This is a genomic window from Streptomyces sp. NPDC043427, assembly GCF_056436655.1.
Genome location: NZ_JBWKCC010000016.1, coordinates 53,349 through 79,258, shown reverse-complemented (window position 1 = coordinate 79,258; position 25,910 = coordinate 53,349). Strand labels below are relative to the sequence as shown.

The window sequence follows — 25,910 nt, the reverse complement described above, 5'->3', positions numbered from 1 at the left end:
CCAGAAGGTCTGAAGACCCTCCCCATCCCCTCCCTCCGAGGAGAACTCCCTGTCATGAGCCGCACAAGACCGCTGTCCGCCGTCCTGGGCGTCACCGCCCTGGCCGCCACCGCCGCCCTCGCCGCCGGAGCCCCGGCCGAGGCGGTGCCCACCTCCTCCACGACCCTGGTGGTCAACGCCAACCAGACCCTGCGCTCGGTCACCCATGTAGGCACCGGCAGCCTCTACGGCCTCGCCGACAACAACACTCCCGCCGACAGCGTGGTCAACGCCCTCAAGCCGAACACCTTCGTGCAGATGGCCCCAGGCGGCTCCCAGCTGCCCAACGGTGAGCCCGCCCCCGCCGGTGACGCGCTCGTCGTGGCGCCGAAGGCGGCCCGCGCCGGGGCCAAGGTGGTCGTACGGATGCCGGACTGGTATCCGAACTTCCCCTACAAGTGGGTCAGCTGGACCAACTGGCTGTCGGCGGTCGACCAGCAGGTCGCCTCCGTGAAGTCCTCCGGCGCCACCAACATCAGCGCGTACGCGCTCTGGAACGAGCCCGACTGGACGTGGGACACCGCCAACGCGGGCGCCTTCGACGCGGGCTGGGCGCGCACCTTCAAGGAGGTCCGTTCCAAGGACGCCACCACCCCGATCCAGGGCCCGAGCTACTCGGCCTGGAACCAGTCCTGGATGAGCACGTTTCTCACCGACGCCAAGGCCTCGGGCACCGTCCCGGACGTCATCGCCTGGCACGAGCTCCAGGGCAGCAAGGACATCGCCGCGCACGTCTCCGCGTACCGCGCGCTGGAGTCGAGCCTCGGCATCAGCCCCCGCCCGATCGACATCGAGGAGTACGGCACGCCCTCCGAGATGGGCAACTCCGGCGCCCTCATCGGTTACGCCGCCAAGTTCGAGCGGACGGGGATCCGGGACGCGGAACTCGCCTTCTGGAACCACTACGGCACCCTCGGCGACACCCTGACCGACACCGGCGCCTCGCCCAACGGCTCGTACTGGACGTACAAGTGGTACGGCGACATGTCGGGCAACATGCTCGTCACGACGCCTCCGGCGACGACTGGCATCGACGGTCTCGCCTCCCTCAACGGCTCCGGCAACCAGATCAGCGTCGTCGCGGGCGGCTGCACCGGCTCCTGCGCGGTGACGGTCAACGGCCTGAGCTCCCTGTCGGCCTTCGGCAGCACGGTCCACGTGAAGCTGGAGTACAGCCCCGACACCGGTCGTACGACCGCCTCCCCCGGCCCGATCACCATCTCCGACGCCGACTACACGGTCAGCAACGGCTCGATCACCGTGCCGGTGACGATGAACGCCGCCGACGGCTACCACCTGGTGATCACCCCGAGCGGCACCAACACCTCGCTGGCCGGGCGCTACCAGATCACCAACAAGAACAGCGGGCTCGCCCTGGACACCCTCAACGCAGGCACCGCTCAGGGCACCTCGGTCGTCCAGGCCACGTCCACCACGGGCACGGACCAGAACTGGACGCTCGTGGCAGCCGGCTCTGGCCTGTACAAGATCGTCAACCAGAAGAGCGGACTGCTGCTCGGCATCAACCAGATGAGCACCGCCGACGGCGGAACCGCCCTGATCTGGGGCGACAACGGCACCGCCGACCACCTCTGGCAGGTCGTCCCGGCCCGCGACGGCTTCTACAAGATCGCCAACTACAACAGCGGCCGTCTGCTCGGCGTGGACCAGATGAGCACGTCGTCGGGTGCACAGGTCCTGCAGTGGGCGGACAACGGCACGGCGGACCACCTGTGGAAGCTGACCGCACGCTGACCCCGTAGAAGCACCTGTGTCCCTGGCCGATGTCGGCGGCCAGGGACACAGGCGTGCTCAGACCCTAGATGAACGAGTTGATCTCGATCGTCTCGTCCCGGCCCGGGCCCACGCCGATCGCGGAGATCGGGGCGCCGGACATGTCCTCCAGCGCCTTCACGTACGCCTGGGCGTTCTTCGGCAGGTCGCCGAAGGACTTGGCCTTGGAGATGTCCTCGCTCCAGCCCGGCAGCATCTCGTAGACAGGCTTCGCGTGGTGGAAGTCCGTCTGGGAGTACGGGAGCTCCTCGACGCGCTTGCCGTCGATCTCGTAGGCGACACAGACGGGGATCTGCTCCCAGCCGGTCAGGACGTCCAGCTTGGTGAGGAAGAAGTCCGTCAGGCCGTTCACGCGGGTGGCGTAGCGGGCGATCACCGCGTCGAACCAGCCGCAGCGGCGGTCACGGCCGGTGGTCACGCCCTTCTCGCCGCCGATGCGGCGCAGCGCCTCGCCGTCCTCGTCGAAGAGCTCGGTCGGGAACGGGCCGGCGCCGACGCGGGTCGTGTACGCCTTGAGGATGCCGATGACCCGGCTGATCTTCGTCGGGCCCACGCCGGCACCGGTGCAGGCGCCGCCCGCGGTCGGGTTCGACGAGGTGACGAACGGGTACGTGCCGTGGTCGATGTCGAGGAGCGTGCCCTGGCCGCCCTCGAACAGGACGACCTTGTCCTCCTCCAGCGCCTGGTTGAGGACCAGGACGGTGTCGGCGACGTACGGCGCGAGCTTGTCGGCGTAGGTCAGCAGCTCCTCGACCACCTGGTCGACGGCGATCGCGCGCCGGTTGTAGAGCTTGGTGAGGACCTGGTTCTTGATGTCGAGGGCCGCCTCGACCTTCTGCGTCAGGATCGACTCGTCGTAGAGGTCCTGCACGCGGATGCCCACACGGTTGATCTTGTCCGCGTACGTCGGCCCGATGCCGCGTCCGGTGGTCCCGATCTTCCGCTTGCCGAGGAAGCGTTCCGTCACCTTATCGACGGTGACGTTGAACGGCGTGATGATGTGAGCGTTACCGCTGATCAGGAGCTTGGACGTGTCGACGCCTCGCTCGTTCAGCCCGTTCAGCTCGGAGAACAGGACCGACGGGTCGACGACGACACCGTTACCGATGACCGGCGTGCAGCCGGGGGACAGGATTCCGGAAGGGAGGAGGTGGAGAGCGTACTTCTGGTCGCCGACGACGACCGTGTGGCCGGCGTTGTTGCCGCCCTGGTATCGCACTACATAGTCCACCGAGCCACCGAGCAGGTCGGTTGCCTTTCCCTTGCCTTCGTCACCCCACTGAGCACCGAGCAGCACAAGTGCGGGCACGCGCGTACACCCCTTCCGGGCGGGGCATGTCCAAGGTCAGAGGTGGACATGGCACGGACATGCCTGGTACACCAGCGACCTTCGTTGGCCGCAACCCGTCGGACCGGATGCCCCGGAATAGACGAAGCCCCTGGCGCAATAGCGCAAGGGGCTCTTGCACAAAGATGCTACCCGAGGAAGCGAGGCATGGCCGAGGTGGCGACTTCCGCGACTTCCGATCAGCTGCTGCTGGTCATCGATCCGACCGCCCGCAGGGCGGACGCGGAGGCCGTCCGGATCGCGAAAGACGTGCTCAGCGCGGGTGCGACCACGAAGGTCTGCCTCCCGGAGGGCCCGGAGGAATTCGCCCGCGCGCTGGCGCGACGCGGCTCACGGCGGCCGGTGGTCGTCGGGGACGACCGGGCGCTGCTGCGGGCGGTGTCGCTGTTGCACCGGCGCCGGGAGCTGTCCGGATGTGTGCTGTCGATGGTGCCGGTGGGAGGCAGGCTGTCGCTGGCGGGGGCGCTGGGGGTGCCGACGGGGACGGTGGCGGCGGCACGGGCGGTGCTCGACGGGGTCGAGCGGCGGATGGACCTGCTCGTCGACGACAGTGACGGGGTGGTGCTGGACGCGTTGCGGATACCGCCCGTCCACGCGGCGGTGGCGGAGGAGGAGCCCGGGGCGCCGGGGCGTCCCTGGCTGCGGACGTGCCAGTTCCTCGTACGGACGCTGGTGCCGACGCGTCCCGCCCGGGAGCCCTCCGTGCCCGTCCCCGGGCCGTCCCGGCTGCGGGTGGAGGTCGACGGGGTGACGCTGGTCGACCTGGACCAGCCGGTCGCGGCGGTGTCCGTGTCGGCGGAGGGCGCCGGGGCCGCCGCGGTCGAGGTGCGGCCTGCTTCGGTGGGCGCGGAGGCCTCGCCGCTGCGGGCGGCGGGCCGGACCGTCACCGTGTCGGGCGCGGACTTCCGGTACCGGGCGGACGCGGTGGTGTCGGGGCCGGTGCGCAGACGGACGTGGACGGTGTGGGAGGACGCTTGGGGGCTGACGGTGCCGACGCCGGGCGAGCGGGGGCACCGTCAGCCGTGATCACCAGTCGGCGGTTGCCCTTCAGCTGCCGGCGGAGGTGACGCCGAACATCAGGGTCCGGCGGCCTACGTCGTAGTGAACGGTTTCCGTGTTCGTCAGCAGGTCCTGCAGAACGTCGGCGTCGTCGGCATCGAGGGTCAGCACTTCTTCCCAGGCACCTTCGTCGAGCACCAGCTGCAGGGTGAAGGTGCCGCGGGCACCGGGTTCTCCGGCGACCCAGCTGAACTGGTAGTGGTTGAGCTGTCGGACCTTGATGCTGTCATCGGTGAGGGGCTGGGTCACCTGGGCCATGGGTTTCTCCGTTGCGTGTCGGTGAGGGTGCGGTCGAGCACGGCCGCCAGGGCCGGGCCGCCGGTCTGTTTCACCGGTTGCGCCGGTTTCCCCGGGTTTCCCCGGTTTCATCGGACACATCGGTTTCATCGGAGATGCTGGTCTCGATGCGCTCCTTGCGGATCTCGCCCTCGACCGTCTCTTCTTCGACGTGCTCCTCGGTGCCCAGCCGGACGCGTTCGACGGGGACGGTCTCGGTCCGCGTCACGGGGCGCTCCTCATGCAGGGTCACCTCGTGTTCCGCTTCGGTGATCTCCGGGCCGGACAGCGCCGCGTCCACGTTGGCCTCGGTGATCGGCTCGCGCTCGACCACCACCTCCTCGTGGCGTACGGGGACGGTCTGCTGGACTTCCTCGGTGACCACGTACTTGCGCAGCCGGGCCCGGCCGGTCGCGTGCCGCTCGACTCCGACGTGCATCCGCTCCTCGGAACGGGTCATCGCGTCATCGCCGGCGGCGGTCCCGGCCTGCATGGCCGTGTCGGTGCCGAGGTCGGGCCGGCCGCCCGCGGCCGGTGCCTGCTGCCAGGCAGCGTCCCAGTCGACGCCGTAGTACTCGTAAAGGCGGTGCTCCTCGTCTTCCGAGAGGTGGCCGCCGGCTTCGATGTCGACGTTCGGGGCTTCCTTCACCCTGTCCCTGGCGTAGGGCACCTCGAGGTGGTCCCCCGCCACGGTCGCGTCGTGCATCGGGACGAACGACTCCTTGGTACCGAACAGGCCGGTCCTGACGCTGATCCACTCAGGTTGGCCGGTGGTGTCGTCCAGGAAGACGTGCTTGGCTTCGCCGATCTTGTTGCCGTGATCGTCGTAGACGGGATGGTCGAGGACGGTGGGTATCTGCTCGCGGGTGATCACGGTCACCCTCCTTCACCTATGGCTTTTTAGCGCTCGGTCCACCCGGCTAACCACAAAGAGGGGAAGTCAATCGGACAAATAGGATTTAGTGGAAAAATCTTCGGAAGCCTGGTGACGTCAGCCGGCGCCGAAGACCCGCTCGCGGTGGACGCGCCAGCGTTCCATCATGGCCGCGATCTCGCCGTCGACGAACTCGAAGAAGGCGAGGGTCTCGGCCATGCGGCGGCCTGCCGGGGTGTCGCCGCCGAGGCTGGTGACGCCCTCGCGCAGGGCGCCCTCCCAGCGCTTGAGGACGGCCTCGCGGTTGGTCAGGGCCTCATACCACTGGTTGCTGTGCACGCGGTAGCGCTCGCGCCGTGAGCCGGGCTCGCGCTCGCGGGAGACCATGTGCTGCTGGGCGAGGTACCGGACCGCGCCGGAGACGGCGGCGGGGCTGATGCGGAGCTGGTCGCCGAGCTCGGCGGAGGTCAGCGCACCCTCGTCGGAGGAGAGGAGCGCGGCGAAGACCCTGGCGGGCATGCGCTGCATCCCGGCCTCGACGAGCTGCGCCGCGAAGGACTCGACGAACCTCGACACGGCCTCGGGCTCCCGCCCGCGCTCGCTCGCACCCTCGCTCATGACGTCATCCTATACGGCGATTCACTGAGTTCCTTAACTTCACAAATTTCTGAAAGAAGCGTACGTTCTGAAACATGACCAAGGCCATCACCGTGTCCGGACTGCACAAGTCCTTCGGCCGTACGCACGCACTCGACGGGCTCGACCTGGAGGTCGAGGCGGGTGAGGTACACGGCTTCCTCGGCCCCAACGGCGCCGGCAAGTCCACCGCCATCCGCGTCCTGCTCGGCCTGCTGCGCGCCGACTCGGGCGCCGCGCAGATCCTCGGCCGCGATCCGTGGAAGGACGCGGTGGAGGTCCACCGCAGGATCGCGTACGTCCCCGGAGACGTGACACTGTGGCGCAACCTCTCCGGCGGTGAGGTCATCGACCTGTACGGCAGACTGCGCGGAGGCCTGGACGCACGGCGCCGCGCCGAGCTGGTCGAACGCTTCGAGCTGGACCCCACGAAGAAGGGCCGGACGTATTCGAAGGGCAACCGGCAGAAGGTCGCCCTCGTCGCCGCCTTCGCCGCGGACGTCGACCTGCTCATCCTGGACGAGCCGACCTCGGGCCTGGACCCGCTGATGGAGGAGGTCTTCCAGCGCTGCGTGGGGGAGGCGCGGGAGCGCGGGCGGACCGTCCTGCTGTCCTCGCACATCCTGAGCGAGGTCGAGGAGCTCTGCGACCGGGTCAGCATCATCCGCAAGGGTCGGACCGTGGAGAGCGGCTCGCTCGCCGACCTGCGCCATCTGACGCGTACCAGCGTGACGGCGGAACTCGCCGGCCCGCCCAACGGGTTGGCCCGGCTGCCGGGCGTGCACGACGTCGACGTCCAGGGCCGACGCGTCCGGCTCCAGGTCGACACGGACCAACTGAACGCCGTCCTACGGTCGTTGAGCGAGTCGGGCGTACGGTCGCTGACCTCGACGCCGCCCACACTGGAGGAGTTGTTCCTGCGGCACTACCAGGACGAGGTGGAAGCGTCATGACCACGCTCGCGCCTCAGCTCACCGGTACCAAAACGCTGTTGCGTTTCGCTCTGCGCCGCGACCGGGTGATGATCCCGGTCTGGATCGGGGTGAACGCCTTGATGGTCCTCTCCATGCCGAACACCCTGAAGGGCCTGTACGGCACGGCCGCCGAACGCGCCGACCTCCGGGCGCAGATGGCCACCAACTCCTCCCTGCGCGCCCTGGTCGGCCCCGTCTTCGACGACTCCCTCGGCGCCCTCACCGCCTGGCGCATCGGCGTCTACGCGGGGGCGGTCGCGGCCGTGACGAGCCTCCTGATCGTCGTACGGCACACCCGGGACGAGGAGGAGAGCGGCCGACAGGAGCTCATCGCCTCCGGCATGGTGGGCCGCCGGGCCTCCCTGACGTCTGCCCTGCTGGCGGCGGGCGTCGCGAACGCCCTGATCGCGGTGCTGGTCACGGCGGGGCTGGCCGGGCAGGGTGCCGCCGGCGCCCTGGCCCTCGGGCTCGGGCTCGCGGCCGTCGGGATGCTCTTCGCCACGATGGCGGCGATCGCCGCACAGCTGACCGAGAGCGCGCGTCTCGCCCGGGGGCTCACCTCGGCGGTCCTGGGCGCGGCCTTCGTCCTGCGCGCGGCGGGCGACTCGGCGACGGATGACGGCTCGTCCGTGCTGACGTGGCTGTCGCCGCTCGGCTGGCTGGAGAACCTGCGGCCGTACGCGGACGAACGCTGGTGGGTGCTGGCGCTGTTCGTCGCGGCGGTGACCGCTCAGGCGGCCGTGGCCTATGCGCTGGCCGGGCGCCGGGACGTCGGCATGAGCTTCCTGCCCACCCGACCTGGCCCCCCTACGGGCCGCCTCGGCTCGGCGGGTGCGCTGGCCTGGCGGCTTCAGCGGGGCGGCGTGCTCGGCTGGAGCCTCGGCTTCCTCCTCGCCGGGGTCGTCTACGGCGGGATGACGGACGGGGCGGCCGACCTGGTCGGCGACAACGAGCGGGCCCGGGAGATCTTCGCCCGCATGGGCGGCCAGGGCGCCCTCACGGACGCGTTCCTCGCCTCGATGATCGGGATGCTCGGGCTGGTCGCCTCGCTGTACGTGGTGGCGTCCGTCCTGCGCCTGCACGGCGAGGAGACCTCCAGCCGGGCGGAACCGGTACTGGCGAACGCGGTGGGCCGACTGCGGTGGGCGGCCGGCCACCTGGTGATCGCCTTCGGCGGCGCCGCCCTGATCATGCTTTTCGCGGGCCTGGGCTTCGCGGCCGGTTACGGCGAGAAGGTCGGGCCGATCCTGGGGGCGTGTCTGGTGCAGCTGCCGGCGATCTGGGTGGTCGGAGGGCTGGCGGTACTGCTGTACGGGGTGGCCCCGCGGGCGTCGATGGGGGCGTGGGGCGTGGCGGGCGCGGTACTCCTGGTCGGCTGGGTAGGGCCCGCACTGGACGCTCCGCGGGCGGTGCTGGATCTGTCACCGTTCGGGCATGTGCCGAAGTTGCCAGGTGGGGGGATGGCCTGGGGGCCGGTGCTGGGGCTGACGGGGGTGGCTGTGGTGCTGGTGGCGGCGGGGGTGGCTGGGTTGCGGCTGCGGGACATGATGACGTGAGGGCCGGCCGGGGTGGCGGGAAACCCGGGGTGGCCGTGGGGCGTCCTTCCCCGGCATGGGACAACGTCCGGAGGCCGCCGCCGGGGGTCTGATCGCCGCGCTCGGAGCGGGGGCGGGGCTTGCCGTGTGGACGGGCGGGGCGCGAGGGCGGGTACGGCGCTTCGAGCAGGGGCCGGACCGGAGCCTGCTCTACGCCGAACTGCCCCTGGCCCTCCTCGGCACCGTCGCCGCCCTCGCGGTCCGAGGCCCTCGCCCGCGCCGTCGCCGCCCTCGCGGTCCGGGCCCTCGCCCGCGCCGTCGTCAGAGCGCGACGCTGAGCCCCTCCATCCCACGGATCACGAAGTTCGGCTTCCGTAGCGGCTCCGCCGCCGGGCTCAGGGTCGGGGCCTTCTCCAGCAACGCCGTCATCGAGGCGGCCAGCTCGATACGGGCCAGGGGTGCGCCGATGCAGTAGTGGATACCGGCGCTGAAGGAGATGTGGGGGTTGTCCTTGCGGGAGAGGTCCAGCCGCTCGGGGTGGGCGAAGACCTCGGGGTCGTGGTTGGCGGAGCCGAAGAGCATGGCGATCTCCGCGCCACGGGGAATGACCGTGCCGTCGATCTCGATGTCGTCCAGGACCCAGCGTTCGAAGAGCTGGAGCGGGGTGTCGTAGCGCATCAGCTCCTCGACGGCGGAGGGGACGAGGGAGTGGTCGGCGCGCAGGGCCGCGAGCTGGTCGGGGTTGCGGAACAGGGCCCACCAGCCGTTCACCGTGGCGTTGACCGTGGCCTCGTGGCCGGCGTTCAGGAGCAGGACGGCGGTGGAGATCATCTCCTGCTCGGTGAGACGGTCACCCTCGTCGTGTGCCTCGATCAGCCCCGAGATGAGGTCGTCGCCGGGCTCCTTGCGACGGACGGCGATCAGTTCCGTGAGGTACTCCGAGAACTCCAGGGACGCCCGGACCGCCTTCGCCGCGGTCTCCTCCGACGGGTTCAGCTCGTACATCCCGCAGATGTCCGCGGACCAGGGGCGCAGGGGTGCCCGGTCGGACTCGGGGATGCCGAGCATCTCGGCGATCACCGCGACGGGCAGGGGCTCCGCCACGTCGGTGAGCAGATCGCCCCCGCCCGCCTCGACGAGGGCACCCACCAGTTCGTTCGCCAGCCCGTGCACGTACGGCTTGAGCCGCTCCACCGTGCGCGGGGTGAACGCCTTCGACACCAGGCGCCGGATGCGGGTGTGGTCCGGCGGCTCCAGGTCGAGCATCCCGTGGTCGTTCAGCGTGTGGAACGGCTCGTGCTCCGCCGGCGGCGCCGTCCGCCCGAAGTCCTCGTGCGTGAACCGGTGCTGATACGTCCGCCCCAGCCGCCTGTCCCGCAGCAACGCCGACACGTCCGCGTGGTGCGGCACGAGCCACTGGTCGGTCGGCTCGAAACGGATCACGCGCCCTCGGGCACGCAGCTCGGCATAGGCGGGGTACGGGTCGGCGAGAAACGCCGGGTCCCAGGGATCGAAGGCTGCCATGAACGGACGCTAGCCCGCCGGACCCCCCGCTGACCAGGGGTGTCGTGGTCAGCCCGGCGTCACCAGGCGGGCCTCGTAGGCGAAGACCGCTGCCTGGGTGCGGTCTCGTAGGCCCAGTTTGACCAGGACGCGGCTCACGTGGGTTTTGATGGTGGACTCGGCGACGACCAGGTGTTCGGCTATCTCCGCGTTCGAGAGGCCCTGGGCGATGAGGACGAGGACCTCTGTCTCGCGTTCGGTGAGGTCGCAGTAGGCCGCATGGGCGGCGGGGAGGCGGGGGGTGTCGGAGAGTTTGGAGAACTCCGTGATCAGGCGTTTGGTGACGGAGGGGGCCAGCAGGGCCTCGCCGGCGGCCACCACCCTTACGCCGTCCGCGAGTTGGCGGGCCGAGGCGTCCTTCAGGAGGAAGCCGGAGGCACCGGCGCGCAGGGCCTGGTAGACGTACTCGTCGAGGTCGAAGGTGGTCAGGACCAGGACCTTCGCCGTGCCGTCGGCGGCGATTATCTCGCGAGTGGCCTCGATGCCGTTCAGCTCCGGCATGCGGATGTCCATCAGGACGACGTCGGGGGTGAGCTCGCGGACTCGGTCGACCGCCTCGCGGCCGTTGACCGCCTCGCCCACGACCTCGATGTCCGGCATCGCGTTCAGGAGGACGGAGAAGCCCTCGCGGACCATCATCTGGTCGTCGGCGATCAGTACGCGGATGGTCATGCCTCATCCTCACTCACCATGGCGACCGGCAGGAACACCGTCACCTCGTACCCCCCGTCGTCCGTGCGGCCCGCCGTCATCTCGCCGTTCAGCATCGACACACGCTCCCGCATGCCGGTGATGCCGTGTCCCGCGCCGGGTGAGGGCTTGAGCAGGGAGAGCTCGGGGGGCGCGCCGTTGACGATGCGCAGGCCGAGGCCGCCGAGGACGTAGCCGATCTCCACGCGGGCGCTCGCGCCGGGGGCGTGCCGCAGGGTGTTGCTCAGCGCCTCCTGGACGATGCGGTACGCCGACAGTTCGACGCCCTGCGGGAGTTCGCGGACCGCGCCGGTGACCACCTTGTCGACGCTCAGGCCGGCGTCGCGGACGTTGTCGAGGAGTGCCTCCAGGTCGGCGAGGGTGGGCTGGGGGGCGTCCGGGGCCTCGTAGTCCTCGGCGCGGACCACGCCGAGGACACGGCGCAGTTCGGTCAGGGCCGCCACGGCGTTCTCGCGGATGGTGACGAAGGCGCGCTCCAGTTCCGGCGGCGGGTTCTCCACCCGGTAGGGCGCGGCCTCCGCCTGGATGGCGACGACCGACATGTGGTGGGCGACCACGTCGTGCAGCTCGCGGGCGATCGTGGTGCGCTCTTCCAGCAGCGTGCGCCGGGACCGCTCGTGCGCGGTCACCGTCTGCTGGGCGGTCACCTCCTGCCGGGCATGCCGGCGGGTGTGCCAGACGGTGACGCCGAGCAGCACGAGTGCTGATATGACCAGCATGGGGGCGGTGTTCGAACTGTAGGGGCCGGCTCCGAGCGTCGTGGTCACGACGAAGCCGTACACGGCGGTCAGCGCCCACATCCACCCGGCGACGCGGGGCCTGGTCCGCAGTGCCACCACCGTCAGCACCACGAGGTGGCAGACGAAGCTGCCCGCCTGCCACGGCCAGTCGTCCCAGCTGTCGCCGAACACCGCGGTGACCGGGGTGGCCGCCATGGACAACCAGAAGGCGGCGACCGGCCGCACCAGCGTCAGCAGCACCGGGGCCAGCGCGAGGACGGCGCTCAGCAGCGTGGTGACGTCCCCTCCGCCGGCGTTCGCCGACGAGGCGGCGATCGTCATCGCCAGCAGGCCCATGAAGGCCACGACGGCGTGCGGCGTCCACGCCGCGTACTCCCGAAGGCGCGGAGACAGTTGCCTGGTCAGGGGGCCGTCGACCCGCATACGTGGGAGCGGGTCGTAGGCGAAGGCGTCGTGGAACAGGTCCTGTCGCAGCCCGCGCAGGGCTTCCATCGCCACCCGGAACTCCGGGCTGCGCGGCCTGCTCCCGCCGTCCGGGGAGCTGAGGTGCGTCTGGGTCGTCTCGGTCACGTACAGAACGGTAGGCCGGGACCGGGGGCGCGGTCGTCACCAGTGAGGGGGGTCCTGCCGGGTCCGTCTCAGGTACTACGGGGTGGACAAGGGGGCTGAGAAGGGGACTCAGTAGGGGGACTGAGAAGGGAGCCGACCGTGGCTCCCCGTCACCGGCTCCCCGTCAGTACCCGGACGGTCTCACCAGTCCCGACTCGTACGCGAAGACCGCCGCCTGGGTACGGTCCCTGAGGCCCAGCTTGACCAGGATGCGGCCCACGTGGGTCTTCACGGTCTGTTCGGCGACGACGAGGCGCTCGGCGATCTCCGCGTTCGACAGGCCCTGCGCGATCAGGGCCAGAACCTCCGTCTCCCGCTCGGTCAGACCGCCGACGCGTTCCTTGAGCGGGGCGCGGGGCCGGTCGTCCAGGCGGGAGAACTCGGTGATCAGTCGTCGGGTGACGCCGGGCGCGAGCAGGGCGTCGCCGGCGGCCACCACCCGTACCGCCTCGGCGAGTTGGTCGGCGGACGCGTCCTTCAGCAGGAACCCGGACGCACCGGCGCGCAGCGCTTCGTACACGTACTCGTCGAGGTCGAAGGTGGTCAGCACCAGCACCTTGATGTCCGGGCGCTCGCCGGTGATGCGGCGGGTGGCCTCGATACCGCCGAGTTCGGGCATGCGGATGTCCATGAGGACGACATCGGGGGCGAGTTCGGCCACTTTGGCGACGGCGTCGAGTCCGTGGATCGCCTGGCCGACCACCTCGATGTCGGGCTGGGTGTTGAGCAGCACGGTGAAGCCCTGCCGGACCATCTGCTGGTCGTCGGCGATGAGGACGCGGATGGGGCTGCTCGTCATGCGGTGGAGTCCTTCGGATCGAGGGCCGGGGCGGCCGCGGGCGCCGGAAACACATGGTCGAGGCCGTCGGTGGGCACCTGCGCCGGGAGGAAGGCGGACACCTGGTAGCCGCCGTCCGGTTCCGGGCCCGCCCACAGGCCGCCGCCGAGCATCGCGGCCCGCTCCCGCATGCCCAGCAGCCCGTGCCCGGCGCCCGCCGACGGGGGCGCCGGGCTGGTCGGGCGCGAGTTGACGACCATCATGCTCAACCCGAACGTGTGGTGCTCGACCATGACACGGGCGGTCGCGCCGGGCGCGTGCCGCAGGACGTTGCTCAGCGCCTCCTGCACGATCCGGTACGCCGACAGCTCCACTCCGGGCGGCAACGGCCGCCGGTCACCGGCCACTTCGAGGGTCACCGTCAGGCCCGCGCTGCGGGTGTTCTCCACGAGCGCGTCGAGCCGGTCGAGGGTGGGCTGCGGGGCGTGTGGGGTCACGTCGTCCGCGGACCCGGTTCCGCCCAGCGTCTTCGGCACCTCCAACTGCTCCGAGCGCAGGACGCCCAGGACCCGGCGCAGTTCGGTCAGGGCCTCCAGCGCGTTCTGCCGGATGCCGGCGAGGTTCTCCTTCAGCTCCTCGGACGGGTCCTCGACGAGGTGGGGGGCGACCTGGGCCTGGATGGAGATGACGGACATGTGGTGGGCCACCACGTCGTGCAGCTCGCGCGCTATCCGGCTGCGCTCCTCCAGCAGGGTGCGGCGGGCGCGCTCCTCGGCGGTGAGCGTGGTCTGCTCGACCAGTTGGGCGCGGGCCTCGCGGCGGCCGCGCAGGGCGGTGCCGAGCACCACGACGACCGCGAACAGGGTGACGGCCGTGACCCCGGTGGGCGTGTAGCCCGCCGCGCCCCACTGCCCCTGCACGAGCCACGTCAGCAGCGCGGTCAGGGCAAGTGCCTCGGCGGAGACACGGGTGGGCACGCGCAGCGCGAGCAGCAGCAGCACGGCCATCTGCCCGATGATCCCGGCCGCCGTCCAGGGCCAGGTGAAGTCTTGGGCGTCGCCGGCCATCAGCTGGCGGCGCACCTCGACGGCGCCCACCAGCATGGCCGCCGTCGTGAGCAACCAGGCGGGGACGGGCCGCCACAACGCGAGCACCACCGCGCCGCCCTGCGCGATCCCGATCAGGAAGGCGATCTGGGGGCCCACTCCGCCGTTGTCCCCGAGCTGCGCCACCGCTCCGAAGGTGACCCCGAACGCGACGATGCACAACAGGCCGTGCGGCAGCCAGCGCAGCCACACGGAAGGCGGCAGCGGGTCCGCCCTGAAGGTGAGCAGATCGTCGCGCAGCACCCGCAACCAGCGCAGGACGTACCGCCGGAGCACGCGCTCCGCCCCCGTCTCCGTCACACGGCCCACCTTAGGGGTCCTTGCACCATGCCCGCCCGGGTCGCGCGGCCTGATCGGACGCTCATGGTGCAAGGGCCCCTCAGACACGACGCGCCCCCGTACGCCCCGACGTCCGGTGCACGCGGACCACCCGCGAGGAGCGGCGCGCGCGTTCGGTACGCCTGCGTCCGCCCTGCTCGTGGTGGCGGAACGCCGTCCAGCACACCGCGAGGACCAGGGCGAAGACCGGCAGCCAGGCGAGTCGGGCCCACACCCAGGCCAGGCCGTCGGGGACGGTGTGCAGGCCGGGGAGCGGGCCGGCGGGGAGTCCCGTGGCCGTGGTGGCCATGAGGGCGGTCTGGTGCCACAGGAAGATGGTCATCGCCGAGAGGTTGACGAGTGCCACTGCCGCCCAGGCCACCGGTCGGCGCAGGGCGCGGCCCAGCCGGTCGCGCAGAAGCAGGGCGAGGCCGCACTGGGCCAGGCCGAAGGTGACGGCGGCCAGCGTCGGCGGGTTCAGGTTGGAGGCCCCTGCGCCCGGGACCCCGACCATCGACGCGGGGTAGCCCGCCCATGCGACGAGCGCCGTGGTCGTCGCCGTACCGCCGGTGAGCAGCAGCCAGGCGGCGCGACGGCGGTCCAGTTCTCCCCGTGTCCAGGCGGCGCCCAGGGTGTAGGGCACCAGCCAGCCCGCGGCCAGGTTCACCCAGCCGAGCCAGGACGGGCCGCCGAGGCCGAAGCGCAGCAGGTCCACGTGGAGGACGACGGCCAACGGCCAGAGCGGGTTGAGCCGGGTCAGCAGCGGGGTCGCGGCCGTCAGCACGGCGAAGACCAGCAGGAACCACAGGGGCGACAGCGCCAACTTGACCAGGGCGCGGACCGTTTCGAACTCGACGCCGTTGAGGAGGAGCGCGAGCGCGGCCACGGTCCACAGGGTGAGGACGGCCGCCACCGGTTTGAACAGCCGGGACAGGCGGGCGGTCAGCCATGCGCCGTACGTCGTGCCTCGGGCGCGGGCCGAGGTGTAGCCCTTGGTGGCCACATGACCGCCCACCAGGAAGAACACGGCGAGCGTCTGGAAGACCCAGGAGATCGGGGCCAGCCAGGGCATGTGCTGCAGCGGGCTCGCGGTGTGCAGCGTGCCGCCGTCCGCGACCAGGGCGGTCACCAGCCAGTGGCCGAGGACGACGCCGAGGATCGCGAAGGCGCGCAGGGCGTCGACAGCGCGGTCCCGGTCGGCGGGGGTGGCGGCGTCGACCCGGTCGGCGCCCTGTCGTATGCCCGTGTGGAAGCGGCGCAGGGTGGTCTCACGCACGCGTCACCTCCGAGGTGTCGCCGAGGACGATCCGGGCGAGGTTGGCCAGGGAGACCGAGCCCGGTCTGAAGTAGTCGCTGTGGCCGCCGTCGCCGGCGGCGAAGACGCGGGCGCCGAACGCCGGGGAGACCGGGTCGGTGCCGAAGCCGACGGTCGTGCCGAACAGGTCGGCCTTCACGTGCGGGACCTCCGCCACCCAGTCGTCGGCGCCGCGGGCCGCCCAGACGCGGGCCCGGGTGTGCAGGGCCGCGGCGGAGTCGGCGCCGGTGCCGGGGCTGCCGATGAGGGCGATGTCGTCGACGTCGAGGTCTTCGGCGTCTTTGGCCGCCCCGCCGCAGACGACGGAACCGTAGGAGTGGCAGAGGAGAGAGATGCTCGCCTTGTCGCCGACGATGCCGCGCAGGATGTGGATGAACTCCCGCAGGTGTGGGGCGGCTTGTTCGGCTCGGTCGGTGGTCGTGACCGTCGCGCTGATCGTGCCGGGTGTCTCGTAGCCGAGCCAGGCGACGACCGCGATGCCGGTGCCGATGGGGGCCTGTCGGGTCAGTTTCGCGCGCAGGGCGGTCGCCGTCGCTCGGAAGCGGCCGTAGGTGTCGAGTGAGGTGTCGGAGCCGGGGACGAGGACGGCCACCCGGTCGGCGTGGGCGAGGTCGCCGAGGACCTCCGTGGCCAGGCCGGAGCCTCGGCCGTCGAAGGTGAGGAAGTCGCGGGAGAGACTGGCCATGGCCCGGTCCGCCGCGGCACGGTCGTGGTCGCCGTGGGCAGCCGCCATACGGGACGCCTCGGCGGCGTTGGCCCGGTTGGCCGCGTACGCCTCGTCGAGCGTGGCCACCGTCGGCGGAGCGAGCGCGGCGGGTGCCGGTGCGGGGATCTCGGGGTGCGCGGCGGCGGAGAGGGGGAGCACCAGGGCGGCGGTGATGAGGACGGCGAGGGTGGCCCGGCGCCATTTGCTCGTGCGGTGGCGTGCTGTGGAGGTGTCGCTCGGCGGTACTTGCCGCGTACGGCCGCGTGTTGTGGGGGTGTCGCTCGGCGGTACTTGCCGGGTACGGCCGCGTGTTGTGGGGGGGTCGCTCGGCGGCGCCTGCCGGGCACGGCCGCGTGCTGCGGAGATGTCGCTCGCCGACACCTGCCGGGCACGGCCGCGCCCGCCCTCCCCCGCTCTCGGCTTGGCTCCAGCGGTGGGATCCCCATCGCCCCCGCGGCACGACTGCCCCCGGCCAGGGCCACTGTCCGCGACACCCGCCTCCGGCAGGTCCGTCGTCGGCGCCGCCTCCCGTGGCCCTGCATAAGCCCCCACAGCCCCGCCCTCCCCATCCGTCCGCCCGTCCATCGGGCCCGTCTGGATGGGAAGTTACGGAGACGCGGTCGTCGTCCGCGTCACGCCAGGGAACTCATCTGCGAAGTAGCTCTCAGGTACTACGGGTACGACCGGGGTGCCAGTGCGGGTACAACCGGGGAACTTTGACGAAGCCGCGCCTCACCAGGCCAGCTGCGCGATCTCCTCCACCACCACCGCGCACGCGTCGGCCGCCGGGTCGATCAGGGGAAAGTGGCCGACGTCCTCCAGCAGCGTCAGGCCCACCACCTCCCCGGCCTTCGCGGCCGCCTCCGCGTACGCATCGGCGACGGCGAACGGTACGTCCACGTCCGCCCGGCCCTGGACCAGGGTCGTCGCGATGCCGGTCGGCAGCAGCAGTGCCGGGTCGGCGTACGCGCGGCGCTCCGCGAACGCGCTCTCGTCGCCGCCCAGCAACTGGCGGGCCGCGCCTGCGCAGACGTCCAGCTTGTCGGCGACCGCGAAGTCGGCGATCGGGGCGAGCGCGACCACGCCCCGCAGCAGGGCCGGGCCGCCGGTGCGCCAGGGGGCGTCGGCGGGCAGCACATGGCGGGCCGCGGCCCACAGGGCGAGGTGGCCGCCGGCCGAGTGGCCGGTGAGGACGATGCGGCGCGGGTCGGCCTGCGGGAGGGCCTCCCGGACGAGGTCGGGCAGCGCGTCCAGGGCGGCCGCCACGTCGTCGAAGGTGTCCGGCCAGCGACCGGCGACCGGCTCCGACGCCCCCGCGGTCCCGCCCCCGCGCCGGTACTCCACGTTGGCCACGGCGAAACCGTGACGGGCCAGGAAGTCCGCGAACGGGGTGATGTGGCGGCGGTCGTAGGGGGCCCGCCAGGCGCCGCCGTGCAGGACGACGACCAGGGGGGCGGGGCCGCCCGGACCGGCCTCGGTGCGGGGGGCGTAGAAGTCGATCACCTGGTCGGGGTGGTCGCCGTAAGGGGCGGTGGTGTCGGGGTCGACCGCCGGGTGCGAGAAGGCCGACTCCTCTTCGGCGGCGGCCCTGGCAGCTGCGACGTCGTCCGGCATGCTCCAACCTCTCAGCGACGAAACGGACTTGGATGGGACGGGAGTGACGGACGAGGAAGGGGATTCGACCGTTGGCGGGGACGGTACCAGGCGGGTGACGTGCGCGGACACCAGGATGTGACGCTCGGTGAGGACGGCACGGGGGCGGCAGGGGGGCGACACGGGGGCGACACCCGGGGGGGGCGGGTCGCTTGCCCGCGCCGGCGGGGTGCCGCCTGCGCCCACCCGTGCCGCCCCAGCGGCACGACTGCCGCAGGCCAAGCCGGCAACGACTGCCCGCAGGCTAGGCCGGCACCTCCCCCAGTACCTCCCCGAGCACCCTCGCCGCCCTCTCGACATCAGCGAACCCGACATACAGCGGCGTGAAGCCGAACCGCAGCACATCCGGGTGGCGGAAGTCCCCGACGACCCCCCGCTCGATGAGCCGCTTCATGACGTCGCCCGCGTCGTCGCAGCGCAGCGCGACCTGGCTGCCCCGCTCCTCGTGAGGCACAGGAGTCAGTGACTCGACGCGGCCCGCGGGGGCGTACTCCGTCACGGCGCGCAGGAAGAAGTCCGTCAGCGCGAGGGACTTCGTGCGGACCGACTCGATCGTGACGTCGTCCCACACCTCCAGGGCCGCTTCCAGGGCGAGCATGGAGAGGATGTCGGGCGTGCCCACGCGGCCACGCGACGCACCGGAGGCCGGTTCGTATGTGGGGCGCATGCCGAAGGGTTCGGCGTGCGAGGTCCAGCCCGGCAGGGGGGATTCGAAGCGGTCCTGGAGGTCCTGTCGGACGTAGAGGTACGCCGGTGAACCTGGGCCGCCGTTGAGGTACTTGTAGGTGCAGCCGACCGCCAGGTCCACCTCGTGTTCGTCGAGCCCGACCGGCAGCGCGCCCGCGCTGTGGCACAGGTCCCAGACCGCGACGGCGCCCACCTCGTGCACCGCCGCCGTCAGCGAGGGCAGGTCGTGCAGGCGGCCCGTCCGGTAGTCGACGTGGTTGAGGAGTACCGCGGCCGTACGCGGCGAGAGGGCGTCCGGCACCTCCCCCGGCGTCACCGGTCGCAGTGTGCGGCCCGTCATCCGGGCGGCCGACTCGGCCAGGTACCCGTCCGTGGGGAAGGTCGTCGCGTCGACGAGGATCTCGTCCCGGCCGTCACCCACGCCCTCCACCAGACGCACGGCTGCCACAAGTGCCTTGAAGACGTTGACACTTGTCGAGTCGCCCACGACGATCTGCCCGGCCGCCGCGCCGACCAGCGGCGCGATGCGGTCGCCGATCCGCTCGGGCGCGGTCCACCAGCCGCTCTCGTCCCAGGAGCGGATGCGCAGCTCGCCCCACTGGCGGTGCACCACGTCCGCCACCCGTCCCGGCACGCTCGCGGGCAGCGCGCCCAGCGAGTTTCCGTCGAGGTAGACCACGTCGTCGAGGACGAATTCGGCGCGCTTGGCGGCGAGTTCGTCAGCGGCGTCCAACTTCTCCGCGAGCAGCGTCAGTTCAGACATACGACCGCGCCGTCCACAGCTCGGGGAACACGTTCTTCTGGGCGCGCCGCTCCAGCCAGGCCACCCCGGCCGAGCCGCCCGTGCCGGGCTTCGCGCCCATCGCGCGGCGGGTGGCGACGAGGTGGTCGTTGCGCCAGCGCCAGACCAGCTCGGCGACGTCGGTCAGCGCCTCGCCGAGACGGGCGATCCGGTCGGCCCCGTCCCCCGAGTAGACCTGCGTCCACACCGCCTCGACCTCCGCCGAGGGCTCGTAACGCTGTGAGACGTCGCGCTCCAGGACCGAGGACGGGACGGCGTGCCCGTGCCGGGCGAGGAAGCGCAGCACCTCGTCGTACAGGCTCGGCTCGTGCAGCGCCTTCTCCAGTTCCGCGTGGACGCGGGGGGCGCCCCGGTGCGGGACGAGCATGGACGCGGACTTCTCGCCGAGCAGGAACTCCATGCGGCGGTACATCGCCGACTGGAAGCCGGAGCCCTCCCCCAGCGCGTTGCGGTACGCGTTGAACTGGGCGGGGGTGAGCTGGCCGAGCGGCTTCCAGGAGGCGTTGAGCGCCTCCAGCTCCCGTACGGAACGCTTCAGCGCGTCGATCGCGACCGGCACGTCGTCGGAGCGCAGGGCGCGCGCCGCGGTCTCCCACTCGTGGACGATGACCGTGAACCACAGCTCCATCACCTGGGTCGTGACCAGGAAGACCATCTCTCCGGGGTCGTCGGAGAGGGTGTGCTGGAGGTGGGTGAGCACGTCCGCCTTGACGTAGTCCTCGTACGGCGTGGTGCCCTGGAAGTCGAGATGCGGGGTCTCGGGCTCGTGAGCCTCATGAGCCTCATGGGACATCGCTGTCTCCTGTTGTGTACTCCGGGTAGCGGTCCGCCCCTGCCGTTACCGACACGGGGGCCCCGGTCCCCACCCGCATCCTCCGCATCGAGCCCCGTCAGCGCAAGGCCCGTCTGCTCCGATCGGCAGACGGGCCCCACAGCAATGGTCCTCAGGCGGCTCCGGCCGCCGCCCGCAGCAGTTCCGCGCGGTCCGTGCGCTCCCAGGTGAAGTCGGGCAGGTCACGTCCGAAGTGGCCGTACGCGGCGGTCTGGGCGTAGATCGGGCGCAGGAGGTCCAGGTCGCGGATGATCGCGGCCGGGCGGAGGTCGAAGACCTTCGTCACCGCGTCCTGGATGCTCGCGACGGGCACGGTCTCCGTGCCGAAGGTCTCGACGAAGAGGCCGACCGGCTCCGCCTTGCCGATGGCGTACGCCACCTGGACCTCGGCCCGGCGGGCGAGCCCGGCCGCGACGATGTTCTTCGCGACCCAGCGCATGGCGTACGCGGCGCTGCGGTCGACCTTGGACGGGTCCTTGCCGGAGAAGGCGCCGCCGCCGTGGCGGGCCATGCCGCCGTACGTGTCGATGATGATCTTCCGGCCGGTCAGGCCAGCGTCGCCCATCGGTCCGCCGATCTCGAAGCGTCCGGTCGGGTTGACGAGCAGCCGGTAGCCCTCGGTGTCGAGGTCGAGCTGGGCCAGCTCGGGCTCCACCACGCACTCGTGGATGTCCGGCACCAGCGTCGAGTCGGTGTCGGTGTCGGCGGCGTGCTGCGTGGAGACGACGACGGTGTCCAGACGGACCGGGCGGTCGCCGTCGTACTCGATGGTGACCTGCGTCTTCCCGTCGGGCCGCAGGTAGGGAAGCGTGCCGTCCTTGCGTACCTCGGCGAGCCGGCGGGCCAGCCGGTGGGCCAGTGTGATCGGCAGCGGCATGAGCTCGGGCGTCTCGTCGCAGGCGTAGCCGAACATCAGCCCCTGGTCGCCGGCGCCCTGCCGGTCCAGCTCGTCGGTCTCCGCCTGCCCGTCGGTGGCCTCCGCCGTCCGTGCCTCGTACGCGCTGTCCACACCCTGTGCGATGTCCGGCGACTGCGCGCCGATGGACACGGAGACGCCGCAGGAGGTGCCGTCGAAGCCCTTGAGCGAGCTGTCGTAGCCGATCTGGAGGATCTTGCCGCGCACCAGGGCGGCGATGGGGGCGTACGCGGTGGTCGTCACCTCGCCCGCGACGTGCACCAGACCGGTGGTGACGAGGGTCTCCACGGCGACCCGGGACGACGGGTCCTCCTTGAGCAGCGCGTCGAGAATGGTGTCGCTGATCTGGTCGGCGATCTTGTCGGGGTGTCCTTCGGTCACGGACTCCGAAGTGAACAGGCGACGGGACACGGGTCTCCTCAGTGGTAGGGAGTGGCAGGGGCGCGAAACGATGGGACGACCTCTTTACGACCTCTGTCAGTCCCCCGCCCATACGTCCCCCCGGACCAGCAGCTCGCCCGGTACCGCCCGCCTTACGGCGAGATAGACCTCGGCGGCCGGGACGTTCAGCAGCGTGCTCAGCTCGTCGCGCAGCAGCCGCAGCAGGCTCCCCACGGTCTCCCGCGGATAGCTCGCCTTGCAGGTGACGAAGCCGATCGGGGCGTACGGGCCGGACGGGCGCTGCCATTCCGGGCGGTGCGCCGCGTCGGGGTCGAGCCGCTGCCAGGTCACCCAGCAGTGCTCGGGCTGGATGCCGAGCAGTCCGGTGACCGCCTTGGCCACCTGGGCCAGTGCGGGGGAGCCGGGGCCCGGGTCGGGCGACATGAGGGTGATGACGGGCATGGGGCAGCGCCTCTCTGGGGTAGGGGTCGTTGCCGACCGACGCGACGGGTTCAGCCCGGGAGCAGCGCCAGCAGCTCGGCACGGTCGACCTTGCCGTTGGCGGTGACCGGCAGCCGGTCCACACGCCGGACGACGTCCGGCACGGCGTGGGCGGGCAGCAGCCGGCCGAGGGAGCGGCGCAGCACCGAGGGGTCCTCGGTGTCGTCGTGGGGGGAGGTGTAGAACAGCGCGAGCCGGTCGTAGTTGCCCAGTTCTCCGGGCACGGGGACGGCCACGCAGTGGGTGATCCCGGGCAGGCCCGCCGCATGTGCCTCGATCTCCTCGGGCTCGATGCGGTAGCCGCGGATCTTCACCTGGCGGTCGGTGCGTCCGGTGAAGTGGAGGACGCCGTCGGTGTCGCGCAGACCGCGGTCGCCGGTCCGGTAGAAGCGGAGGTGCGCTCCCGCGCCCTGGCTGCCCTCCTGGAAGGCCGGGCCCTCCTGGAAGCGGGCCGCCGTCAGGGCCGGGTCGCCGAGGTATCCCCGTGCCAGACCGGCCCCGCTGACGCACAGCTCGCCCACCACGCCGGGCGGGCAGGCCCTGCCGTCGTCGTCCAGGACGTGTACCTCCGTGCCGGGAACCTCGCGGCCTATGGGGACGCCGTACCGCCCCTCGCAGTCCTGGGCGGTGATGGGATGGACCGTGGCGAACACACAGCTCTCCACCGGCCCGTACCCGTTGAGCAGCCGGATGTCGGGGTGGCGGCCGAGGAAGTCGCCGACGTGCGTGGTCGAGAGTTTCTCGCCGCCGATGTAGAGGCGGCCCAGGCCCTGGAAGCAGTCCGGGTCGATCTCGGTGAAGAGGTTGAAGAGGGAGGCGGTCAGCCAGGTGGTGTTCACCCCGTGGGTGTCGATCAGGTGGCGCAGGGTGTCGGGGAGGAGGTAGTCGTCCCGGGCGGTGACGCAGGTGCCGCCGGTGGTGAGCATGCCCCACAGTTCGAGGGAGAAGGCGTCCCAGGCGGCGGGCGCTGCCTGCAGCATGACCGTGCCCGGGCCGAAGGCGAGGGGCCCGTCCGGGGTGAACAGGCGGGTGGTGGCCGCGTGCGGTGACACCACGCCCTTGGGGGTACCGCTGGTGCCGGAGGTGAAGAAGACCGCGGCGGGTGCGTCCGCAGGACCCTCGTACGCCCTGAACGCCTCGCCGCCCGGGCCGCTTCGCAGCGCGAGGTCCGCCGGGGGCCGCCACAACGGCTGCCCCCCGAGCGGCTCTTCCCTGTCCGTCACCAGTACGGGAGCGCCCAACTGCCCCAGCACGCCGTCGATCCGCTCCCGCGGCCACCTGGGGTCGAGGGCCGCGTAGCCGGCGCCGCACTTGAGCACCGCGAGCATCGCGACGTACAGGCGGGCGGATCGCGGCAGGAGGACGGGGATCAAGGTGCCCGGCCCGGCGCCTGCCGCCGCGAGGTGCCGGGCCCAGTCGTCCGCCGTGGCGTCGAGCGTCGCGTAGTCGAGGCGGAGGTCGCCGTCCACCACCGCGAGCGCGTCGGGCGCCGTACGGGCCCGGTGCGCGACGGCCCGGTGTATGAGCTCGACCCCCATGGAAGGCCCTCCAGTTCAGCCGGTGGGAAGAAGGTGCGGAAGAAGGTGCGGAAGACGCCGGGCGACGGAAATCGCAGCAGCCCTCAGCAGATATACGGGCCCCTCATACCTGGTGTCACGTACCCGGTTCCGGGGACGGAGGCCGACGTTGACTTTCCGGCCAATCGGTCGCGAATCTTACTGGGGCCGCGGTCGCCGTTTCTCGAAGGGGTTTTTCGATGAGGGCCTTCCCACAGGAAGCACGAATTCTTCCCGAACCACTTCTCGCGGGACACGGCAGCGGCATCGAACTGCTGGACCACGACGTCGTCCCCGGCCTGCCCGGCGCCGGCGGGGCGCCGGGCAGCATGCTGCTGCTGCACGGCTTCGGCGGCGACAAGGGGCAGTTGCGGCCGGTCGGCGACGCGCTGTGCCCCGAGGGCTCGGTGGCCGTCCACCCCTCCCTGCGCGCCCACGGCGACAGCCACCGGCCCGACTGGGGCTACTCGGTGCTGGACTTCGCCGCCGACCTGCACCGCTTCGGCGACGTGCTGCCCGGCGACCTGCACCTGGTCGGCTACTCGTACGGCGGGCTGGTGGCGGCCGTCTCGGCGGTCACCTGGGCCGCCTCCCGGGTGCGCAGCCTGGTGGTGATCGACCAGTCCTTCGACGCGCACCCCGACCTGCACGTGGCGGACGAGTGGGCCGAGGGAAGTCTGCTGCGCTGGACCTACGACTTCGGACACCTTCCCGATCTGCTGGAGCGGCTGGGAATTCCCGTCCTGGTCCTGGCCGCGGCCGACAGCCGGAACATCCTGGCCGACGAACGGGAACGCCTCTCGCGCAGAAACAGCGCTTCCTTCCGCATGGAATTCATCAAGGGCTCCCACGCCGACTGCTATCGCAATACGGACGAGATCACCTCGGCCATGCGCGACTTTTACCGGGACCACGTCTCCTCGATCCGCCAGGAGATCCCCAAGGAGGAAGAAACCTCATGAAAGCCTCCTTCATCGAGGAGGGGCCCGCCCGCACCCTCGTGCTGGGGCAGCTCGCCAACGCCCTCGGAAACGGCGTCTTCCTGACGTGTTCCGCGCTCTACTTCGTCCGGATCGTGGGTTTCTCACCGGCCCAGCTCGGCCTCGGCCTCAGCATCGCCGGAATCGCGGGCCTCTTCGCCGGGGTCCCCCTCGGTCACCTCGCCGACCGCAAGGGGCCGCGCGGCACCTCGGCGGCGCTGCTGGTGCTGGCCGGCCTCGCCACCGCCGCGTACCTCACGACCGACTCGTACGCCCTGTTCGTCGTCATCGCCTTCCTGTACGCGCTGTTCGAGCGGGGCGCGCACGCGGCGCGGCAGGCGCTGATCCCGGCCGTGCTGAGCGGGGAGAGCCTCGTGCGGGTCCGGGCCAAGATCCGCGTGGTCACCAATGTGGGGGTGTCGGCCGGTGCCGCGCTGGGCGGTCTGGCCCTGCTGTGGGACTCCAAGGCGGCCTATCAACTGACGTTCGCCGGGAACGCGTTGAGCTTCGTGGTGTGCGGTCTGCTGTTTCTGCGGCTGCCCGCCGTGCCGCCGTCGCCGGACCGTGCTCCGGGTGAGCCGCGGCTCGCGGTGCTGCGCGACACCCCGTACGCGGTCCTCGCCCTGATCAACATGGTGATGCTGCTGCACATCCCGATCCTGGAGGTGATCCTCCCGCTCTGGATCTCGCTGCACACCGACGCACCGCACTCGCTGACCGCCGCCCTGCTGCTGTTCAACACCCTCGCGGTCGTCGCGTTGCAGGTGCCGGTCACCAAGAAGATCGACGCCCTGGAGCCGGCCGTCCGCGCCTTCCGGGTGGCGGGAGCGGTCCTGCTGGCCTCCTGCGCGGCCTTCGCCCTGTCGGCCGGCCGCGGCGCGGTGACGGCGACGGCGGTGCTGGTGGTGGCCGCGGCGCTGCACGTCTACGGCGAGATGGTGCAGTCGGCGGGCTCCTGGCTGATCGGCTACGAACTCGCCCCCGCCGACAAACAAGGCCAGTACCAGGGCCTGTTCAACACCGGGATCGCCGCGGTCCAGATGTTCGGGCCGGTCTCGCTGACCCTGCTCCTCATCGACTGGGGAACGCCCGGCTGGCTGCTGCTCGGCGCGGTGTTCCTGGCGGGCGGGCTGGCCATGGCACCGGCCGTGCGCTGGGCGCAGAGCCGCCAGGCCGGCGCGGGAACGGCCGATCCGGCCCCGCTCACCGCCGGCTGAGGAC

Annotated in this window: 23 protein-coding genes; 6 read left to right on the top strand and 17 right to left on the bottom strand. The window is 71.5% G+C overall.

What is annotated here, in order from left to right; all coding sequences use genetic code 11:
* Window positions 1-54 precede the first annotated feature (54 nt).
* Complete coding sequence (locus tag AC067M_RS24645; RefSeq protein WP_478699189.1) at window positions 55-1,794, top strand: RICIN domain-containing protein; 1,740 nt, start codon at window positions 55-57, stop codon at window positions 1,792-1,794.
* A 64-nt stretch (window positions 1,795-1,858) separates the two neighbouring features.
* Here the strand turns inward: AC067M_RS24645 and AC067M_RS24640 are convergent, their stop codons facing one another.
* A complete protein-coding gene (locus tag AC067M_RS24640; RefSeq protein ID WP_478699188.1) occupies window positions 1,859-3,142 on the bottom strand; it encodes an adenylosuccinate synthase in 1,284 nt (427 codons plus the stop codon).
* 186 nt (window positions 3,143-3,328) lie between these two features.
* Between AC067M_RS24640 and AC067M_RS24635 the strand changes: the two genes are divergently transcribed.
* Entirely contained in the window at window positions 3,329-4,207 is an 879-nt protein-coding gene (locus AC067M_RS24635; protein WP_478699187.1) for a diacylglycerol kinase family protein, read from the top strand.
* A 21-nt stretch (window positions 4,208-4,228) separates the two neighbouring features.
* Here AC067M_RS24635 and AC067M_RS24630 read toward each other — a convergent pair whose 3' ends face one another.
* The 3 genes from AC067M_RS24630 to AC067M_RS24620 all read right to left on the bottom strand — a co-directional run bounded on the left by AC067M_RS24630 (window position 4,229) and on the right by AC067M_RS24620 (window position 6,008).
* The gene (locus AC067M_RS24630; RefSeq protein WP_478699186.1) at window positions 4,229-4,498 is read right to left on the bottom strand and encodes a hypothetical protein; all 270 of its coding nucleotides are present in this window, start codon (window positions 4,496-4,498) and stop codon (window positions 4,229-4,231) included.
* Between the two features lie 70 nt (window positions 4,499-4,568).
* A complete protein-coding gene (locus tag AC067M_RS24625; RefSeq protein WP_478699185.1) occupies window positions 4,569-5,390 on the bottom strand; it encodes a DUF2382 domain-containing protein in 822 nt (273 codons plus the stop codon).
* Window positions 5,391-5,507: 117 nt separating this feature from the next.
* Window positions 5,508-6,008: a GbsR/MarR family transcriptional regulator gene (locus tag AC067M_RS24620; protein ID WP_478699184.1), complete on the bottom strand. Its 501-nt coding sequence runs from the start codon at window positions 6,006-6,008 to the stop codon at window positions 5,508-5,510.
* Between the two features lie 74 nt (window positions 6,009-6,082).
* On the opposite strand from AC067M_RS24620, the gene AC067M_RS24615 reads away from it, so the two are divergent.
* Entirely contained in the window at window positions 6,083-6,979 is an 897-nt protein-coding gene (locus AC067M_RS24615; protein ID WP_478699183.1) for an ABC transporter ATP-binding protein, read from the top strand.
* Window positions 6,976-8,556 carry an ABC transporter permease gene (locus AC067M_RS24610; protein WP_478699182.1) on the top strand — a complete coding sequence of 527 codons (1,581 nt, stop codon included), beginning with the start codon at window positions 6,976-6,978 and terminating at the stop codon, window positions 8,554-8,556. The genes AC067M_RS24615 and AC067M_RS24610 overlap by 4 nt, the downstream gene beginning before the upstream one ends.
* Window positions 8,557-8,856: 300 nt before the next feature.
* Here the strand turns inward: AC067M_RS24610 and AC067M_RS24605 are convergent, their stop codons facing one another.
* From AC067M_RS24605 to AC067M_RS24545, 13 genes are all read right to left on the bottom strand, one after another.
* The gene (locus AC067M_RS24605) at window positions 8,857-10,059 is read right to left on the bottom strand and encodes a cytochrome P450 (protein ID WP_478699181.1); all 1,203 of its coding nucleotides are present in this window, start codon (window positions 10,057-10,059) and stop codon (window positions 8,857-8,859) included.
* Window positions 10,060-10,107: 48 nt separating this feature from the next.
* Window positions 10,108-10,770 carry a response regulator gene (locus AC067M_RS24600; protein WP_478699180.1) on the bottom strand — a complete coding sequence of 221 codons (663 nt, stop codon included), beginning with the start codon at window positions 10,768-10,770 and terminating at the stop codon, window positions 10,108-10,110.
* On the bottom strand, window positions 10,767-12,119 hold the full coding sequence (locus AC067M_RS24595) for a sensor histidine kinase (protein ID WP_478699179.1): 1,353 nt from the start codon (window positions 12,117-12,119) through the stop codon (window positions 10,767-10,769). The genes AC067M_RS24600 and AC067M_RS24595 overlap by 4 nt, the downstream gene beginning before the upstream one ends.
* 163 nt (window positions 12,120-12,282) lie before the next feature.
* Window positions 12,283-12,957, bottom strand: coding sequence for a response regulator (locus tag AC067M_RS24590; RefSeq protein WP_478699178.1), 675 nt, complete (start codon window positions 12,955-12,957; stop codon window positions 12,283-12,285).
* The gene (locus tag AC067M_RS24585; RefSeq protein ID WP_478699177.1) at window positions 12,954-14,342 is read right to left on the bottom strand and encodes a sensor histidine kinase; all 1,389 of its coding nucleotides are present in this window, start codon (window positions 14,340-14,342) and stop codon (window positions 12,954-12,956) included. The genes AC067M_RS24590 and AC067M_RS24585 overlap by 4 nt, the downstream gene beginning before the upstream one ends.
* A gap of 79 nt (window positions 14,343-14,421) precedes the next feature.
* A complete protein-coding gene (locus AC067M_RS24580) occupies window positions 14,422-15,636 on the bottom strand; it encodes an acyltransferase family protein (RefSeq protein ID WP_478699176.1) in 1,215 nt (404 codons plus the stop codon).
* On the bottom strand, window positions 15,629-16,762 hold the full coding sequence (locus tag AC067M_RS24575) for an alpha/beta hydrolase (RefSeq protein WP_478699175.1): 1,134 nt from the start codon (window positions 16,760-16,762) through the stop codon (window positions 15,629-15,631). The genes AC067M_RS24580 and AC067M_RS24575 overlap by 8 nt, the downstream gene beginning before the upstream one ends.
* Window positions 16,763-17,113: 351 nt before the next feature.
* The gene (locus AC067M_RS24570; RefSeq protein ID WP_478699174.1) at window positions 17,114-17,995 is read right to left on the bottom strand and encodes an alpha/beta hydrolase; all 882 of its coding nucleotides are present in this window, start codon (window positions 17,993-17,995) and stop codon (window positions 17,114-17,116) included.
* Window positions 17,996-18,278: 283 nt separating this feature from the next.
* Entirely contained in the window at window positions 18,279-19,484 is a 1,206-nt protein-coding gene (gene kynU, locus AC067M_RS24565; RefSeq protein ID WP_478699173.1) for a kynureninase, read from the bottom strand.
* Entirely contained in the window at window positions 19,477-20,316 is an 840-nt protein-coding gene (locus AC067M_RS24560; protein ID WP_478699172.1) for a tryptophan 2,3-dioxygenase family protein, read from the bottom strand. Before AC067M_RS24560 ends, kynU begins: the two co-directional genes overlap by 8 nt.
* A 151-nt stretch (window positions 20,317-20,467) precedes the next feature.
* Window positions 20,468-21,682, bottom strand: coding sequence for a methionine adenosyltransferase (metK, locus tag AC067M_RS24555; RefSeq protein ID WP_478699171.1), 1,215 nt, complete (start codon window positions 21,680-21,682; stop codon window positions 20,468-20,470).
* A 66-nt stretch (window positions 21,683-21,748) separates the two neighbouring features.
* A complete protein-coding gene (locus AC067M_RS24550; RefSeq protein WP_478699170.1) occupies window positions 21,749-22,114 on the bottom strand; it encodes a hypothetical protein in 366 nt (121 codons plus the stop codon).
* 50 nt (window positions 22,115-22,164) lie between these two features.
* A complete protein-coding gene (locus AC067M_RS24545; RefSeq protein ID WP_478699169.1) occupies window positions 22,165-23,691 on the bottom strand; it encodes an amino acid adenylation domain-containing protein in 1,527 nt (508 codons plus the stop codon).
* A 218-nt stretch (window positions 23,692-23,909) separates the two neighbouring features.
* On the opposite strand from AC067M_RS24545, the gene AC067M_RS24540 reads away from it, so the two are divergent.
* Complete coding sequence (locus tag AC067M_RS24540) at window positions 23,910-24,671, top strand: alpha/beta fold hydrolase (RefSeq protein WP_478699168.1); 762 nt, start codon at window positions 23,910-23,912, stop codon at window positions 24,669-24,671.
* A complete protein-coding gene (locus AC067M_RS24535) occupies window positions 24,668-25,906 on the top strand; it encodes an MFS transporter (protein WP_478699167.1) in 1,239 nt (412 codons plus the stop codon). The genes AC067M_RS24540 and AC067M_RS24535 overlap by 4 nt, the downstream gene beginning before the upstream one ends.
* The last annotated feature ends 4 nt before the right edge of the window (window positions 25,907-25,910 follow it).

Coding starts and splice junctions, on each gene's coding strand:
- AC067M_RS24645 (WP_478699189.1), top strand. CDS start 55: ATGAGCCGCACAAGACCGCTGTCCGCCGTCCTGGGCGTCACCGCCCTG.
- AC067M_RS24635 (WP_478699187.1), top strand. CDS start 3,329: ATGGCCGAGGTGGCGACTTCCGCGACTTCCGATCAGCTGCTGCTGGTC.
- AC067M_RS24630 (WP_478699186.1), bottom strand. CDS start 4,498: ATGGCCCAGGTGACCCAGCCCCTCACCGATGACAGCATCAAGGTCCGA.
- AC067M_RS24620 (WP_478699184.1), bottom strand. CDS start 6,008: ATGAGCGAGGGTGCGAGCGAGCGCGGGCGGGAGCCCGAGGCCGTGTCG.
- AC067M_RS24615 (WP_478699183.1), top strand. CDS start 6,083: ATGACCAAGGCCATCACCGTGTCCGGACTGCACAAGTCCTTCGGCCGT.
- AC067M_RS24610 (WP_478699182.1), top strand. CDS start 6,976: ATGACCACGCTCGCGCCTCAGCTCACCGGTACCAAAACGCTGTTGCGT.
- AC067M_RS24605 (WP_478699181.1), bottom strand. CDS start 10,059: ATGGCAGCCTTCGATCCCTGGGACCCGGCGTTTCTCGCCGACCCGTAC.
- AC067M_RS24600 (WP_478699180.1), bottom strand. CDS start 10,770: ATGACCATCCGCGTACTGATCGCCGACGACCAGATGATGGTCCGCGAG.
- AC067M_RS24590 (WP_478699178.1), bottom strand. CDS start 12,957: ATGACGAGCAGCCCCATCCGCGTCCTCATCGCCGACGACCAGCAGATG.
- AC067M_RS24570 (WP_478699174.1), bottom strand. CDS start 17,995: ATGCCGGACGACGTCGCAGCTGCCAGGGCCGCCGCCGAAGAGGAGTCG.
- kynU (WP_478699173.1), bottom strand. CDS start 19,484: ATGTCTGAACTGACGCTGCTCGCGGAGAAGTTGGACGCCGCTGACGAA.
- AC067M_RS24560 (WP_478699172.1), bottom strand. CDS start 20,316: ATGTCCCATGAGGCTCATGAGGCTCACGAGCCCGAGACCCCGCATCTC.
- AC067M_RS24550 (WP_478699170.1), bottom strand. CDS start 22,114: ATGCCCGTCATCACCCTCATGTCGCCCGACCCGGGCCCCGGCTCCCCC.
- AC067M_RS24545 (WP_478699169.1), bottom strand. CDS start 23,691: ATGGGGGTCGAGCTCATACACCGGGCCGTCGCGCACCGGGCCCGTACG.
- AC067M_RS24540 (WP_478699168.1), top strand. CDS start 23,910: ATGAGGGCCTTCCCACAGGAAGCACGAATTCTTCCCGAACCACTTCTC.
- AC067M_RS24535 (WP_478699167.1), top strand. CDS start 24,668: ATGAAAGCCTCCTTCATCGAGGAGGGGCCCGCCCGCACCCTCGTGCTG.